Genomic DNA, 16,702 nt, shown 5'->3' with positions numbered 1-16,702 from the left:
TGACCCTATGGGAGCGGGCTTGCTCGCGAAAGCGGTGTGTCAGTCGACATCATTGGTGAATGTCAGACTGCAATCGCGAGCAAGCTCGCTCCCATAGGGTTTGCGTTTGGCTCTAGGAACCTTTTTTGCCTTTCTCGCTGGCCGGGTCGTAGACCTTGGTCAAGTCCCCGCCGAGGCGGAAGGTCTTGAACGGCTGCATCTCGCGCTTTTTCTCAAGCACATCGGGCGAGCAGGTGTAGAGCGTGCAGAACGGTTCGAGCCAGGCGAATTTCGAGTCGACCTTGAGGTCGGTCATGTCCTGTTCCTTGCCGCTCTTTTCTTCGAAGTCATCTTGGTCTTCAACCCCGGCGAGCACTCGATCACCCAGGCGTTTGAGTGCGCCGTTGTTTTCCTGACGCAAGTCCACACCGTTGACCTGAGCGAAACTGGCGATCATCGCCAGCGGCGGCAGGGCATAGTTGTGATAGGCGAGGGCGCGTTGCTGGCGCTTGAGTTCGTTAGGCAGGAAACCCTGGGCGTCGATCTGATTGACGCCGACCTTGTATTCCTTCACGGACCAGTCGAACAGGTCGCGACGGTTGGTGGCGATGGACGTTGCCATCACTGACCAGGCGGACCAGTACGAGTGGTTGTTGGTTTTTTCCAGCGGCAGGTTGTCCCAATCGCTGACCACCTGATCGGCCATCTTGCTGAACCAGGCTTCGATCAGTTGCGATTCTTGCTGATGGTTCGCCAACGGATGGGAGTCGGAAAACTTCAGGCGGATATAGGACGACGCCATGCTGCCCAACGCCCATTTGCGCATGGACTTGCCGGTGTGGTTGAAGTCCTTGGACATCAACGCATCGGCCTTGGCCCAGGCGGTCAACCAATTCAGGGTGCATTCCAGTTGTTCCGGACGACCATCACGCATGTACTGCATCACGCGCTTGCTGGTGCCGCGCTCAATCTTGGTGATGTCGGCCGTGGTGTCGCGGAAGGCTTTTTCCGATGCCTCGTTCAGGGTCGAACGGGCCTTATCGGAGCCTTCGTACTTGCTGCGAAATTGCAGCGAGCCGGTATAGGGCGTTGGCATTGCATCGCAGCCTTCGCTCTTGTCGCCGGTTTTGACTTTTTCAATCGGCGCGAAATAACCCTGGGGTGGACGCAGGGGCGCGGCGGCCTGGGTGGCACCGGCGAACATCGCCAGTGTCAGCAGGGAGGGCGCGAGTAACTTTTTCAAAGTTCGGGTTTGCATGCATGTCATAAGAGGTTGCCTCATTGCCCGGCTTGAGCGGTACGTTGCCCAGCGCCAGGGAATACATTGCGTTTGCAGATCTTCGCTTCGACTTTCTGTGGCGCGGCACCTGCTTCAGGGCCCTGGATTTCGACGGCCAGCAGATTCTGCGAGGCCCAGTCTTCGTCCGTGCGCAACTCGAAGGCGAAACGCCCGTCGGTGTCGGAGGTTTCCGGTTTATCGATCTTGATGTCCTCGTGGCGACCGTTCATGTACCAGAGGGTGGCTTGCAGAGTTTTCACCGACGGATCGGCGAAGCGGATGTCGATCTGGTGGCTGCGGTTTTGCAGATTCAGGTTCTTGCTGTTGACCATCAATTCGTTTTTGCCCGGTTTCAACGTGGTGCTGCCGGTCATCTGTGCATCCTTTCCTTCGCAACCGTTGTCCAGCAGCGCCATCATCTGGCGGTAGATGGTTTCCTGGTCGAGGCGATAGAGCGGCGAGAATTCCCAGATCAGAATCTTCGGCGGCTTGGTCTGGAACTCTTCGCTGCCCAGGTACTGCAGCATCGAACCTTCCAGGCCACCGCCGGGGAACGCCACGTTGAGGATGTCTGCGCCGATGGCCTCTTCGAGGAAACCGGAGAAGTTGTAGTTCTTGCCGCTGTGGCTGGTGCCGACCAGGGTGATCTCCGGATTGCCGGAGTCACTGAACAGATCGCCATCAGCTGCTTCACCTTTCGGCTCGGTGGTGAACTGATCCATGTACTGGATCGCGTAGCTGGTGCCACAGAGTTGACCGGCCATGTTGTGTAATGTTCCGGTCTTGCCCATGCGACCCGACTTGTGGCTCTCGAATTCGCGTTTTGGAATGCCAGCAAACTCAGGCAATTGCTTGATTTTTTCGCCGACGATTTTCGCCGTGCGTTGGGCGCCATAAGGCGTCCAGTGTTGGTCGCCGCGGAAGTAGAAGTCGTGCGCCGGCAGGGTGTCGGGCAGCGATTCATTGGTCAGCGGCGACAAGTCAGGCACCACGTAGCCCATCTGCTCGAAACGTCCGAGCATGGTCTTGTAGTTCTTCAAGGCCTTGTCGAAATCGAATTTGGCCTTGTCTTCCGGGTTGAGCTTGTTGCGGTTCACCAGCCCACGTGTCGGCTGGTAAACCACGACCAGTTCAATGCCTTTGCTCTTGAACGCATCGTGCAGTTCTTTCATGCGTTTGTAGCCGGCGGGTGTGGTGTCGAATTCGGTGCGCAAGTCTTCCTGCGTACGGAACAACCAGTCGCCTTGCGCCTGCACCAGCGTGGTGAAGTTCTGCTGATAGCGCGTGGTGTAGTTCTTCGCGTCGTGGGCTTCCGGGCACAGGTTGCAGCACGGCTCGGCGTTGAAGCTGGGCGCTTTGGCTTCATCGGCGCGTGCGCCGGCGCTGGCGGCCAGAATGCCGGCGGTCAGGGCCGACAGGCTGAGTAATTTGATCAAGTGTGGGTGCATAAAATTATCCTCAGTCCTGCATTTCGGTCTGGCGTTCGACAGGGTCGATCAGCACGGCTTTCTGCTGGCGCACCAGCAGGTCGAGAATTTCATCCTGGCGTTCGCCGAGAATCCCGTTGAAGCTGATGCCGCTGGATTTGGTCGGGGCCAGCATGGACACGCGATACAACTCGACGCTCAGCGGCGAGTCGATGGACAGCGGTCCGCTGCCGTTGCCGGCTAGTTCGCCGCCAACCACGATCAGCGACACCTGGGCGTCGAACGGATCGAGCTTGATGTCCCGGTCGGTGTCGGTCAGGTCCTTGATGTGGCCGTAGACACCGGTCAGGCCGTTGGCCATGGACAGGTTTTCGTAGAGGCGGATGTTCACGCTGTTACGAATACGGATGCCGTGGCGGCGGTTGCTGATCACCTTGTTGCCCCACAGCAGATTGTCGCCACTCTCGTAGAGGGTGATGCCGTCGGTGTGGTTCTTGTAGATCTCGTTGTAGGCGATCAGGTTGTTCACGCTGTTACGGTCGATCACCAGGCCCGACAACTTGTTGTCGTAGCTGCGGTTGTTGAAGATGAAGCTGTTGTTGACCTCACGGGAAATAATGATCCCGTGCTTCTTCTTGGTCCCGTACACCGTGTTGTCGGCAATGATCAGACCGTGGGAACGGTCATGGGGGTCGATGCCGTAGACGATGTTGTCTTTGTAGGTGTTGCCCTTGACCACAAAGTTCTCGGTTTCGTAGCAGTAGAAGCCGTACCACATGTCCGAGAACTCGGAGCCGACGATCCAGCCGGTCGGTTCAGGGCGCTTGAGCACCTTGGCCATGTTTGGCGTGTACTGGGAAATACTCACGCCGTAGGACTTACTGTTGGCGTAGCCGAAACTGGCCATCTTGCTATTGGCGATGTAGGTCTGGGTGCCGCCCCAGGACAGCAGGAACGGACGGAATTCTTTCGGCGACTTGAACGTCGCCGGGCCGTTTTCCTTCTCGCGCCAGCCGGTGATTTTGGTATCACGCACAAACAGCTGGCCGTCGTTGACCAGGAACGAACCGGCTTCCTGGGACAGGCGCAATTCCTGGGTCTGCTTGTCGATTTCCAGAATGCCTTTGTTGCCGACCACAATCGGCAACTTCGCCAGATACACGCCCGGCGACGTTTCGCTGAAGTACTGCTTGGGCAGCTTCTTGGCCAGGTCCTTGAGGTTCATGTAGCCGTCGTCGATGAAGATCGCCTGCGGGATGCCGTGCTGACGCACCACCCATTCGGCCATCTTGTTATCGCCGCCGATAAAGTCCTTCAACGCGTTTTCCTGCATCATCCGGCGCACGCTGACTTTGCCGGCCTTGGTGCGCACGATTTTCGCGGCGATGGCTTCGGCGGTGTAGCCAGAGGTGTCCGGCAGCTTTGGCTTTTCCAGCTCCAGCGGCGCGGTCGGTGCGCTGCTGACGGTGTAGGTCTTGGCCTGTTGCAATCCCTTGGCAATGGTCGCCGGCTGCTCTTTCTGGGCAGGCGCGGTCGGCTCCACAGTGGCGAAGGCTGCCGAGCTGGCCAGCAGCATCGCGCCGGCCAGCAAGGTGATCGAGCCTCTCTTCGGACTGTTCATGTCAGGAACTCCCTTCGCGGTTCGCATCAGAAGCGCCAGATCACGTCGATAAACGCGCGGTGCATGTACGAGTCGACGCCTTTGCCGTAGGCATCGCCTGGCTTGAACACACCGCCACGCAAACGCACCAGGGCCGAAGGCTCATCGATCGATTGGCTCAAGGAGGCAGGCAACAGGCCTTGCTTGAAGTACTTGGTGACGACCACGTCCATTTCCTGACCGAGGTCTTTGTTGCCATCTTCCAGCGGCAGGGACGTGCTGGAGAGCACTGCGCCGGTCACGTCGTCGGTGTCGTTCTGGACAGCGTTGATGCCGTTGCTGCCGACCGGCTTGTTGCCGTCGACGCGCCAGAATTTGTGGTAGATCACGCTGGCGTCGTATTCGTCGTTGAGCATCCACGAACCGAACAAAGTAGCGGTCTGCATGTTGTTCATTTCGCCGCGGAAGGCTTCGCCGAAACGGTGAACCCGCGAGCGAGTACCGGTGTAGTTCGAGCGGTTGCTTTCCAGGCCGTTCTGTTCGTAATCGGCACTGGCGCGGGCATAGGCTGCACCGACTTGCCACTGCGGATCGAGGCGCAGACGCACGCCCAGGTCGGTGGCCCAGCCATCAACACTGCCACTGGTCTTGGCTTGTGCCGGGGCGGTGCCCTCGGCGGTCAGCGGGTTGACCGTGTCGCGGTCGCCGCTCATGCCGGTCACGCTGCCCCAGTAATTGACGGTGTTGGTGTTGCGCCAGTTGTAGGCATCGCTGTCGGCGGTGAGGCCGATCCAGCTGATGTCGCCGTTCTCTTTCTTGTCCAGAGAATCGGCGGCAACACCCGGGGTCGGGTAATCGAGCTTGCCGTTATCGTGGGTGTGATGACCACGAATGCCGACCCAGTTGCCCGGGTTCCACTGGTACGCCGCATCAGCGTAAGCGTGCAGGCGATCCTTGTCCTTCGGTGCGAGTTCGGTGAGGTCGGTGCGGTATTCGCTGAAGCGTTCGGCAACACCGGCGTTGGCGCGCAACAGGGTGGTGTCGAAGGTCCAGTTCAGGGCTTCGATGTTGGTGTCGCGCCATTGGCCGTCGTCGTTGCGCAGGCGTTGGCGACCGAGCTTGAGGATCTCGCCGGGGTACGGCGTGAGGCCGCTGTAGCCAACCCAGAACTCGCGCATCGCCAGGTAGTTTTTCTTGCTCTTGCGATCACCGTTGTCGGTGGCCTGGGTGCCGTCGCTGTCGGACTGTTGCAGGGTGTCCGTCTCGATGATGTCGGTGGACGTCACGGCCTGCCCCATGGCGTAGCCGCTCCACGCGCCGCTCTCGCCATAGATCCACGGACGCAGGTCGAGGCCGACGCCGTTGACGTCGCCGCCGCTCTGCGTACCGAGGTCGGTGTCGTCTTCGGACTGGGCGGTGACTTTCACATCAAGGCCGTAGTTCTTGCTTTCGGTCAGGGCCGCCAGGGTCGGGCACGACCACAGCAGGGCGAATGACAGGCCGATACCGGCCTTAACGAATGGATTCAACTTCATAGGGATTCCTCGCCGTCTTCTTCTTCCAGGGCATGCAGTTCCAGCGTGTTCTGGCTCAAGGAACTCCGAACGGCCTGTTCTTGTTTCAACAGGCGTTGGGCCTCGGCAAGCTGGGCAGGCGGCAGTTGGGCTTCGAGTGTTTGCGCAAGCTCAGTGGCTTGCGGGGTGTCCTGAGCCTTGGCCAGCTGGCTGAAGACGTAAGCGTTGAGCGGGTCGGGCCGGGTGCCCTTGCCTTGGGAAAACAGCTGGGCGATGGCGAAGTCGGCACTGTTCTGGCCGTTACGCGCCGCTTTGAGCAAGTGATCCAGGGCTTTCTGCGAGTAGACCTTGCCCAGATAACCGCGGCGGTAGATCTGGCCGAGGTAGTAATCGGCGGCGACTTCCCTGCCGACAGCTTTCTGAAAGTGCTCTTCCGCGGCCTTGGCGTCGGCCGGCACCATTTTTCCTTCGTAGTAGAGCTTGCCCAGCAACAATTCGGCGCGGGGTTGGTCAGCGGCGCGACCGTTGTCCAGGTACTTCATCATCGTGTCGACGTCGCCCAGTTCAGGGAAGTCGTAGAGCAGTTGCGCCAGGCTGACCCAGGCAGCGGGGTAGCCGGGGGCGATGCCTTCGAGCAGCGACTGAGCGGTTTTCTCGTCGGTCGTGCCCAGGGTCGCATCACCCAGTACGCGAGCCACGCTGTCCACGCGCTGAGCGGAAACCGCGCCGCGAGCCTGAGCGGCTTGCATCTGCTTGATCAGCTCGGCCTGTTGTTCTGGCTGGGCCTTTTTCTGATAGACCGTGGCCAGTTCGACGTAGCAGATGTCGGTGGTGTTCAACGCGGCTTTGCAGATGGTCTCCACTTCGTCCAGGTGCTGGTCGTAAGTGCCTTGGGTGCGATAGAGCAGCACCTGGGCCAGACCCGCTTCCGGTTTGCCTTCGGAGCGCCACTGGCTGATCTGCTCCTGCGCGTTGACGTTCGGGAAACTGTGGGGGTATTGCAGGTACAGCATTGCCAGCGGGATCAGGGTATTGCCTTCGCCAGCGGCCGAGGCTTTCTTCAACAGGCCTTCGGCTTCGTGTTGTTCGGCTTCGGTGGAGCCGGGTTTGGCCACCAGCAAGCGACCCAGGCGAGCCTGAGCCCGCGGCGAGACGCTGGCCGCGGCGCGGTAAGTCGCCTCGGCTTGCTTGATCTGCGCTGGGTCACGGCTGTCGACCTGGATATCGGCCAGGCCTACCTGCGCTTCGCTGTAGCCCAGTTCTGCCAGTTGCTGATAGTTCTGCGCCGCCAGTGCGGTGTCGCCGCGCTTTAGGGCTTCGTTGGCCAGGCGCTGGTCGGGCAGGCCGGCGCAACCTGCCAGGCTTACGGCCAAAGCCAGCGAGCAGAACGCGTAACCCATGTGGGAGCGGGCTTGCTCGCGAAGCAGGCGCTGCGGTGCATCAGGCAGACCGCGTTGTTCCCTTCGCGAGCAAGCCCGCTCCCACAGGGTTTGCGGTGTTTTCAAGAGACTGATAATTGTCACAGGCATGTCCTCGACTTAGATTCCAGCGGCCATGGCTTTGTCGATCAGCCAGTTCAGGTTCGGGCCACGAGTGCTGTTCACTTCAACCGGGCGACCGGCGAACTTGCTGTCCAGCGGTTCGTCAGGCTTGATCTGCACACGAATGTCGGACGACAGGTCGGCGCTTTTCAGGCTGGTGCTGCTGATGATCGTGCCGGTGCGGTGCTTGTCTTCACCGGCAATCTGGAAGCTGACGGTGCTGCCTGGCAGCACGTCGCCGAACTGACGATAGGAGAAGCGTGCTTCAACGTTGGCTTCGCTGTTACGCGGCACCAGTTGGAAGATCACGTCGCCCTTGCTGGCGTACTGACCGTCGGCAACCATTTGCTGCGCCACGGTGCAATCGCACGGCGAAGTCAGGGTGCCGGTCATTTGCTTGCCGAACAGTTCTTCAACCTTGGCCGGTTGCAGTTGATCTTCGTCAAGATGGCCCTTGAGTACGTCGAGCATGCTGGTGCTGAAGGTTGCCAGCGGTGCGCCTTTGGCGGCGACGCCGTCGGTTTTCACCAGGCTCTGTACGGTGCCGTCGCGCGGCATGGTGATGTTCATGCCCGCTACGCTGACCAGTCCGGCCTGGGCGTGGCTGACGAAGTACATGCCGTACACCGACTTGAAGATGAACCCGAATGCGGTCAGGCCGACGAGGAAAATCGCCAGACTGAAAGTCACCGCACGCAGACGCCCGAACGGGGTCATGCCGTGGCCGCCATCCTTGACCTTGCGCGCCTTGGTGAAGTTGTCGCGCTGCAGGGTCGCCAGCACTTCACCCATGCTGACGATGTCGCCGGCCAGGTGAGAAGTGATGAGGTGGCGCAGGGTCGAGATGTCTTGTTGTTCCAGGTTCTGGAACTGGCAACCGACACGACCGGTCTGGCGGTCGAAGGAGCGGATCAGCAGCTCCACGTCCATGGCCAGGCCGAGGTTATCGATGACGAATTGCAGGCGAGCCTTGTACACGTCGCCGACTTTCAGTGGCAGCTGACCGGCGTTGAACGCCAGGCCGCCAGCGGACAGGTCGATCACACGAGCTTCTACCGGAGTCCGGTCGGGACCGTAGAAACGCAGCTTGGCCGGGATTTTCACTCGGGCGTGTTGGCGCTGGGCTTCTGATTCATGCACTACGTTGGCGTTGACGGCGGTATTCATATGGACGATTTCCTAGTTAATTCAGGCGAGTTCGGTCAGACCATCATCAGCAGCACAGCAACAAAAATGCTGCCGGCGGAGAAGGTCATGGTCCGAGACGACCAAGTGTTGAACCAACGTTGAAAGCTGGCGAGATCACGGGTCAGGGAAGTGGGCTGGCGAGTCCAGGACTGTTGGTCGAGGCGGAAGAACACGTAGATCTTCACCAGCGCGCCGACGATCTGGTTGTAATAGAGAATCGCCGGGTAGGCCGGGCCGATCCGGTGACCGGAGCAGGACAGCAGCAAGGTCAGGATCAAGCGGGTAATGCCGATCCACAGCAGGTAAACCAGGATGAACGCGGTGCCGTACTTGACGGTGGCGATGATCGCGACCGTCAGGCCCAACAGCGACGTCCACATCGATACACGCTGATCGAACAGCACCACCGAGGTGAACAGGCCAAGGCGTTTCATCCCCAGGCCCAGGGCGCGGGAGTTCTGGCGCAGGTTGTTGCCGTACCAGCGGAACATCAGTTTGCGGCTGGCCTTGATGAAGCTTTTTTCCGGCGGGTGTTCCACGGTGTGGATCGCGGCATCCGGCACGTAGAACGTGTCGTAGCCCAGGCGCATCAAGCTGAACCAACTCGACTTGTCATCACCGGTAAGGAACTTGAAGCGGCCCAGGCGCCAGTGTTGCAGCGAGTCGCTTTCCACGTCGGCGATGAAGTCCGGGTTGGTCACCACAGTGGCGCGGAATACCGACATCCGGCCGGTCATGGTCAGTACGCGCTTGGACAGGGCCATCGAGCACATGTTGATGTGACGCTGGGCGAATCGCAGTTTGTGCCATTCGCTCATGATGTAGCCGCCGCGCACTTCGCAGAACTCGTTGGTGGTCAGGCCGCCGACATTGCCGAACAGCTGGAACCACGGCACGGTCTTGAGCACAACGCCTTCGGCCAGCACGGTGTCGCCATCGATCACTGCAACCACGGCGCGGTCGTCCGGCAAGTGGCGGGAGATGGCGCGGAAACCGTAGGCCAGGCCATCGCGTTTGCCGGTGCCGGGAATGCGCACGAAGTCGAGCTTGACGCGAGCAGGTGGATTCATCCGGGCCCACAGGCTTTTCACCAGCTTCTCATCGGACATTTCCACGATGGAGCAGACCATGGTGGTCGGCAGGCCGCAGTCGATCGCTTCGCGAATTACCGAGGCGTAGACCTGCGCGGTGGTCAGCGCGTCGATACGAAAACTGGTGACCATGAGGAACACATGGGACGGGTCTGCCGCTTTGCCCAGCTTGCGCACTTTGCGCCGCAGGTGCGGGTAGACCACGTACAGAAACAGCATGCCGCGCAGAAAGTGCGTGGCACCCATCGAGTAGCGCCAGATACCGACGATACCGATCAGGAGGATGAAGTCCTTCGACTCGGAGTCGAACGTGGACGCAGGCAACGCCATGGCGATGCCCATCAAAATACTTAAGTAAAACAGCCAACCGGCGACCTGAAGTAGGCCGTGCTTTAGCCTGTGCATAATCTGCATCCGTCTCTATCTCGGGCGAGCCTGTGGGGTGGCCCGATGGGGTTAAGGCAGGCGAAAAAGCCGGGAGGGTTTGCAGGCAATGTAAACGCCGCAAACCCTCCCGATGCCGCTTGTTACCAGCAGATGCCTTCAGTCCGGCCACTTACGCTGGTGGCTTGGGACATGAAGCCGACCAGGTCGATCACTTGCTTGCCGTGTGGAGCTTGTTGCGCCAGAGCGCGGAATTGCTCGTCACGGTTGCCGAGGATGATCACGTCGGAGTTGTTGATCACGTCGTCGAAATCGGCGTTGAGCAAGGACGAGACGTGAGGGATCTTCGACTCGATGTAATCCTTGTTCGCGCCGTGAACACGGGCGTATTCGACGTTGCTGTCGTAGATGCTCAGGTCGAAGCCCTTGCCGATCAGCATTTCCGCCAGGTCAACCAGCGGGCTTTCGCGCAGGTCGTCGGTGCCGGCCTTGAAGCTCAGACCCAGCAGGGCGACTTTGCGTTTGCCGTGTCCAGAGACGATGTCGAAAGCGTTCTGCACCTGGGACTCGTTACTGCGCATCAGCGAGTTGAGCAGCGGTGCTTCCACGTCCAGGGAACCGGCGCGGTAGGTCAGGGCGCGGACGTCTTTCGGCAGGCAGGAACCACCGAACGCGAAGCCAGGGCGCATGTAGTACTGGGACAGGTTCAGTGTCTTGTCCTGGCAGACCACGTCCATCACTTCGCGACCATCGACGCCGACGGCCTTGGCGATGTTGCCGATCTCGTTGGCGAAGGTCACCTTGGTGGCGTGCCACACGTTGCAGGTGTACTTGATCATCTCGGCGACGGCGATGTCCTTGCGGATGATCGGAGCGTCGAGCTCTTCGTACAGCGATTGCAGAACGTCACCCGACGCCTTGTCGAACTCGCCGATGACGGTCATCGGTGGCAGGTCGTAGTCGGCGATCGCGGTGCTTTCACGCAGGAACTCAGGGTTCACGGCGACGCCGAAATCAACACCGGCTTTCTTGCCGGAGCAATCTTCCAGGATCGGGATCACTACGTTTGCCACGGTGCCTGGCAGGACGGTGCTGCGAACCACGATGGTGTGGCGGGTGGCCTTGTCACGCAGGACAAAACCGATCTCGCGGCACACGGCTTCGATGTAGTTCAGTTCCAGGTCGCCGTTTTTCTTGCTCGGCGTACCGACGCAGATCATCGACAGGTCGGTGTCGCGAATCGCCTCGGCGAAGTTGGTCGTACCGCGCAGACGGCCGGTCTCAATACCCTTTGCCAGAAGTTCGCCCAGACCCGGTTCAACGATCGGCGATTTGCCGGCGTTGATCATATCGATCTTGTCTTTGGCGACATCGACGCCAACGACGTCATGGCCCCGTGCAGACAGGCAACCGGCACATACTGCACCGACGTAACCCAAACCAAATATGCTGATGCGCATCGCATTTACCTCTGTGTTAATCAAGCCATTACATGGCAGGAGTTAATGGTGTTCAGCGGTGATAGTGCACTCGCAACTGCGGCCATACAGGCGCCACAATGCCGCGTGCAGGCATATAAGTTCCGAGTGTCTAAATAAGTTCACTCAAGATGTGCGCAACTAGGCTTTATTGTTATGGCTTGCCCTGTTATGCAGCTGATCTTCTAATCAGAAGACATTCGTGCAAAGGTCTTGCGCGCTCAATGCCAGGCCAGAAGCCCGTAAATCAAGCGGTTGGGTGCTCAGGAGAGCACGTTTATAGGGGCGCAGCCTTGGCCGTATAGGGGATAGTATTGATGTGTTATCTCCCGTCCTTCATGTGTTGCCCAAATCAGGGATTAATCAGCAGAAGTTAATGTGACAACTTCGCTGCGTGAATCTCTTCTCTGCGTAAGTTATCTCGTACAAGCACTGTGAGAATCGTTACCGGTGGTATGAGCTACGCATTTGGACATAGTTCCGGTCCGCTCATCGCGAATTCTGAAATTTCTTGAAATATTGAAAAAGATGGCACTGCTTTCATATTGATAGCAACGGCTGTTTCACCCTTGATACATAGGGTAATCAGCGAATTAGATGGGCATCTGCCACTACGGATAAAAAATTTCAGTGCCACTACTGAAAAAAAACACCAAAGTCGAGTGAAACTAAAGTTAGAAATTCGAGCGCTTGATTTTTGGCGTCAATAATGTGGCGATACAAGAGGGGGATTGTTAGACAATCAGATGGTGGCGCACGACCATTTTTCGAGGTCGTGCGCCTATCGGATGCTTACTCTGCCGGGTGATCACGCAGGAACACCAGATTGTCCGGTTTAGACTGCTCGGCGCTGTAGCGATAGCCTTGTACGTCAAATTCTTTGAGGGTTGCCGGGTCGTTGACGCGCTCTTCAATGACGAAACGACTCATCATGCCGCGGGCTTTTTTCGCATAGAAGCTGATGATTTTGTATTGGCCGTTCTTCAGATCCTTGAACTCGGTATTGATGATGCGCGCGTTCAGGGCGTTGCGTTTGACTGCCGAGAAGTATTCGTTGGAGGCCAGGTTCAGCAGCACGTCATCGCCTTGATCGGCCAAGGCTTCGTTCAGCCATTCGCTGATTCGCGTACCCCAGAACGCATACAGGTCCTTGCCACGGGCATTGGCCAGTTTCGTGCCCATCTCCAGTCGATACGGCATCATCAGGTCCAGCGGGCGCAACAGGCCGTAGAGGCCGGACAACATACGCAGGTGCCGTTGGGCGTAATCAAAATCGGCTTCGCTGAAAGTTTGGGCATTCAGCCCGGTGTACACATCGCCCTTGAACGCCAGCAGTGCCTGTTTAGCATTGTCGGGGGTGAAGGCTGGGGTCCAGCTACCGAAACGCGCGGCGTTGAGCCCGCCGATCTTGTCGGAGACGTGCATCAACTCGCTGATTTGCGCAGGGGTCAGATCGCGCAGTTGCAGGATCAGCTCCTGGGAATGGTCGAGGTATTGCGGCTGGGTGAAGCGCTGGGTCGCCGGCGGCGTTTCGTAATCGAGGGTCTTGGCGGGGGAAATCACCATCAGCATGAAGTCGTCTCCTTTAATCGTGGGGCGATTCTAGGGGGTTGGGCGAGTTGACTCCAGCTATCGAGTTCATAGGTGATGATCGGTGGCTATCCGCAAAACCTGTGGGAGCGGGCTTGCTCGCGAAGGCGGTGTGTCAGTCACCAACAATGCCAACTGATAGATCGCCTTCGCGAGCAAGCCCGCTCCCACATGAGATCTGCGCTGCTGCGGGAATGTGGGGTGGATCAGCTATAGTGCCGCGCGGGTTTTGTTATGGAGACATCCCATTGCGTATCGTTTTTCTCTTCTCGGCGTGGCTCTTGAGCTTCGGTGCCCTGGCGGCGCCTGGCGATGAGGCGACGCTTGATCGCAGCACCTGGCCGGAACAACTCAGCAGCCCGACCCTTTTCGACGTCGCGTCGCGGGCCGAGATCCTGATGTTCGCCCGCGTTCTGCTGGCCAGCGAGGCCCTGGATGAAGCAAGCCTTGCCCAGCGTCTGGGCCTGCGCACGATCAATCTGGATTCGATCAACCGCGTTCGCCAGCACATGTGGCAACGCCTGCTGGCCAACTACAACTTCGCCCAGCAAAGCTGCGATCAGGATGCCTCCTTCTGTTTCCTGGTTGAGGACATGGAAACCCTGCGCCAGCAAGCGGACAAGTTTCAGGTCAGCGACGACAGCTACTACATAAAGTGGGCCGAACCGAGCCGACTGTTTCATGCCCGATACCTGGACGAGCAACTGCGCAAAGCGGCGCTATTCCCGCAAGCCAGCAGTGAAGTCGATCGTTTTGGTGACTATGAGCGTAACGGCGACGAGATGAACGACCGGCTGTTTCTGCTGACATTCGACAGCGCCGCCAATGCCGCACCGGACAACACCACCTGGATCACGGAGTACCTGCGCAAGTCGAACATGAGCAGCACATTCTTCGTCCTCGGCAAGGATATTCAGGCGCGCCTGGCGGAGCGTGCGGTGGCCGGCCTGCAAGCGACTTATTCAGCGCAGTGCATCGGCGTGCAAGGCTGGGAATTCCGCTCCCACAGCCATTGGCAAGACTGGCAGGATTCGGTGCGACGCAGCGTCGAACTGGTCAAAAGCAAACTGCCGGAGAACTACGTGCCGCTGTTTCGCCCGCCTGATGGCCAGCGTCGCTCCGATGCGCAGAGCTTTTTCCAGTCGCAGGGCTTGCAAGTGGCACTGTGGGACATCGACGCCCAGGACGGCGCCGGCAAGCTCAAGGGCAACCAGAGCGCACAACGGGTGTTGACCCTGATGCTGTTGTGGCGACACGGGGTGATCAATTTCAACGTGAAGCAGGATGCCGTGAAAACAGCGCTGCCTTGGCTTGTCACGCAAACGGCGCCTAGCGGGATCGGTTGGGAAGATTGTCAGGATGCGTTTCGCTGAAAAACGGCAAATTCCCGTAAACATTGGGGGAGGGGCGATTTCTGAAGAGATTTCGATGCAGGCGGACTTCCGACTTTAACGGGGTGATGGCAATCCGCCTAGTGCTATTGGTCACTCTGAAAAATAAACTTCAAAAAAACGTCAAAGTACTTTTTTCTGTCATGGGTTTTGGAGTATTACGAAGACAGACCGCCGAAACCTGCAACACAGGTGGCGTCTTCCAAGACCCAGCTATGGATGCAGTTCACTTGAGTCCCAACAGGTGAATTCGGTGGCCACTTCGAGGCGCAGCACTGTCACGGTATTGCGTCGACTGGCTCCCACAAAGGTGACCGAGTATGGATGATCACGGACGTAGTTCTTCCTCCAACCAGCCAATCCTTTATGTACTCGATACCAACGTATTGATTCACGATCCAAACGCCCTGCTTAACTTCGAAGAACACCACGTTGCCATCCCGATGACCGTGCTTGAGGAGCTCGACAAGCTCAAGAGCGGGCATCACAGCGTGGCCGCGGAATGCCGTCAGGCCATTCGCCTGATCGACAAGACGCTGGGCGATGCCAGTCCTGAAGATGTTGAACTGGGTGTGCCGATCCAGCGTGGCAAAAGTGGGCCCAAGGGTTTGCTGTCAATTTTGATGAGCAAGCGTGCCGAACCGAACATCATTCTGCCCGAGCATCTGAACGACAACATCATCATCAACCAGTTGATCGACCTGCACGCGCGCGAGCCAAAGCTGCCCGTGGTGCTGGTCACCAAAGACATCAACATGCGCCTCAAGGCCCGGGCCTGCGGGATTGCGGCCGAGGACTACAGCACCGACCAACTGGTCGACGACGTCTCGCTGCTGCCTAATGGTTATCACAACATGGACGGCTCCTTTTGGGACCGCGTGAAGAATGTCGAAACCCGTCAGGACCACGGTCGCACCTGGCATCAGGTGCAGCTGATCGACAACCTGCCGGCGGTGCATATCAATGAGTTCATCATCGACGAACAGGGTTTTGTCGGCTGGATCAAGGAGATCGAGGAAGACCGGCTGCTGATTCTCGACCTGCATCAGGAACCCCTGTTGCACCAAGAAGCCTGGGGCCTGAAACCGCGTGACATTTATCAGAGCCTGGCGCTGTACGCCTTGCTCGATCCGGACATCCACCTGGTCAACCTGACCGGTGCTGCCGGTTCCGGTAAAACCATCCTGGCACTGGCGGCAGCGATCGAGCAGACCATGGTCAGCAAACGCTACCGCCGGATCATTGCCACCCGCAGCGTGCAGGGTCTGGATCAGGAGATCGGCTTCCTGCCAGGTACCGAAGCGGAAAAAATGGAGCCTTGGCTGGGCGCGATCACCGACAACCTCGAAGCCTTGCACATGGATGACGAAAGCACCCATGGCAGCGTCGACTACATCCTCAGCAAAGTGCCGTTGCAGTTCAAATCCCTCAACTACATCCGGGGCCGCAGCTTCCAGCAGAGTCTGATCCTGATCGATGAATGCCAGAACCTCACGCCGCACCAGATGAAAACCATCATCACCCGCGCCGGCGCCGGTTCCAAAGTTGTATGCCTGGGCAACCTGGCACAGATCGACACCCCTTACCTGTCCGCGACCAGTTCCGGGCTGACGTACCTGACAGAACGCTTCAAGGATTTCCCCAACGGTGTCCACATCACCCTGCAAGGGGTGCCACGGTCGATTCTGGCTGAATACGCTGAATCGCATTTGTAACTCCACCCAGACCGGGCGACTTCAAAGTCGCCTGGTTTTTTTCTATCGTATTTATCTATTATTAAATTTGCGCTTAACGTCCTCCAGGCATTCCTCATCTACATTTTCCAGAAAAAATTTACAAGTATCCATACTCCTAAGCCAAGGCAGTAAGATTCAGGATGAATTATTTCGGGAGCGATTTTATTCGTTGGAAATGCGAATTGTCTCTGAAGAAAAAACATCGCGGTACTTTATATGTAATAACGCACTGAAAAATATTGCGCTAATACCAGAGGCAACGAGTACGCCTCCGATTGAAACGAATGTTGACAGCCACGCTCCAAAAATCGGCCCGGTGATCATAAATATCAACATTAAACTGCGTGCGGTGGCTGATACTGTTCCTAAATTAGACAAAGGGCAGTATTTCTGAAGGGTTATGCCAAACCCTAAAGATGTCAGCCCATATGCATAACCTGCAATGGAGAACACTAGTATTAGTATTGCTAGAGTTGCCAAATTACCTAGTTCAGTTAAGAATCC

General features: G+C 58.1%; 11 protein-coding genes. 2 read left to right on the top strand and 9 right to left on the bottom strand.

Going from position 1 to position 16,702, the window contains the following annotated elements; genetic code table 11:
* Nucleotides 1-112: 112 nt before the first annotated feature.
* From ACA055_RS24505 to yaaA, 9 genes are all read right to left on the bottom strand, one after another.
* On the bottom strand, nucleotides 113-1,246 hold the full coding sequence (locus ACA055_RS24505) for a mannuronate-specific alginate lyase (protein WP_497680970.1): 1,134 nt from the start codon (nucleotides 1,244-1,246) through the stop codon (nucleotides 113-115).
* 11 nt (nucleotides 1,247-1,257) lie between these two features.
* The gene (locus tag ACA055_RS24500) at nucleotides 1,258-2,706 is read right to left on the bottom strand and encodes an alginate O-acetyltransferase (RefSeq protein WP_497680969.1); all 1,449 of its coding nucleotides are present in this window, start codon (nucleotides 2,704-2,706) and stop codon (nucleotides 1,258-1,260) included.
* 10 nt (nucleotides 2,707-2,716) lie between these two features.
* Entirely contained in the window at nucleotides 2,717-4,306 is a 1,590-nt protein-coding gene (algG, locus tag ACA055_RS24495) for a mannuronan 5-epimerase AlgG (RefSeq protein WP_497680968.1), read from the bottom strand.
* A 26-nt stretch (nucleotides 4,307-4,332) separates the two neighbouring features.
* Nucleotides 4,333-5,820 (bottom strand): alginate export family protein, encoded by a 1,488-nt coding sequence (locus ACA055_RS24490; RefSeq protein WP_497680967.1) that lies wholly within the window; start codon nucleotides 5,818-5,820, stop codon nucleotides 4,333-4,335.
* Nucleotides 5,817-7,322 carry an alginate biosynthesis TPR repeat lipoprotein AlgK gene (algK, locus tag ACA055_RS24485; RefSeq protein ID WP_497680966.1) on the bottom strand — a complete coding sequence of 502 codons (1,506 nt, stop codon included), beginning with the start codon at nucleotides 7,320-7,322 and terminating at the stop codon, nucleotides 5,817-5,819. Before algK ends, ACA055_RS24490 begins: the two co-directional genes overlap by 4 nt.
* Before the next feature lie 15 nt (nucleotides 7,323-7,337).
* The gene (locus tag ACA055_RS24480; RefSeq protein ID WP_497680965.1) at nucleotides 7,338-8,507 is read right to left on the bottom strand and encodes a PilZ domain-containing protein; all 1,170 of its coding nucleotides are present in this window, start codon (nucleotides 8,505-8,507) and stop codon (nucleotides 7,338-7,340) included.
* Nucleotides 8,508-8,542: 35 nt separating this feature from the next.
* Nucleotides 8,543-10,024 (bottom strand): mannuronan synthase, encoded by a 1,482-nt coding sequence (gene alg8 / locus ACA055_RS24475; protein WP_497680964.1) that lies wholly within the window; start codon nucleotides 10,022-10,024, stop codon nucleotides 8,543-8,545.
* 122 nt (nucleotides 10,025-10,146) lie between these two features.
* The gene (locus tag ACA055_RS24470; RefSeq protein WP_497680963.1) at nucleotides 10,147-11,463 is read right to left on the bottom strand and encodes a nucleotide sugar dehydrogenase; all 1,317 of its coding nucleotides are present in this window, start codon (nucleotides 11,461-11,463) and stop codon (nucleotides 10,147-10,149) included.
* 810 nt (nucleotides 11,464-12,273) lie between these two features.
* Nucleotides 12,274-13,053 (bottom strand): peroxide stress protein YaaA, encoded by a 780-nt coding sequence (yaaA, locus tag ACA055_RS24465; protein WP_497680962.1) that lies wholly within the window; start codon nucleotides 13,051-13,053, stop codon nucleotides 12,274-12,276.
* Nucleotides 13,054-13,319: 266 nt separating this feature from the next.
* On the opposite strand from yaaA, the gene ACA055_RS24460 reads away from it, so the two are divergent.
* Both ACA055_RS24460 and ACA055_RS24455 read left to right on the top strand, forming a co-directional pair.
* Nucleotides 13,320-14,444 carry a polysaccharide deacetylase family protein gene (locus tag ACA055_RS24460; protein ID WP_497680961.1) on the top strand — a complete coding sequence of 375 codons (1,125 nt, stop codon included), beginning with the start codon at nucleotides 13,320-13,322 and terminating at the stop codon, nucleotides 14,442-14,444.
* Between the two features lie 338 nt (nucleotides 14,445-14,782).
* Nucleotides 14,783-16,177 (top strand): PhoH family protein, encoded by a 1,395-nt coding sequence (locus ACA055_RS24455; RefSeq protein WP_497680960.1) that lies wholly within the window; start codon nucleotides 14,783-14,785, stop codon nucleotides 16,175-16,177.
* Nucleotides 16,178-16,702: the final 525 nt, after the last annotated feature.

The organism is Pseudomonas sp. LBUM1657 (assembly GCF_059716075.1).
This window is presented reverse-complemented; position numbering and strand designations above follow the sequence as displayed.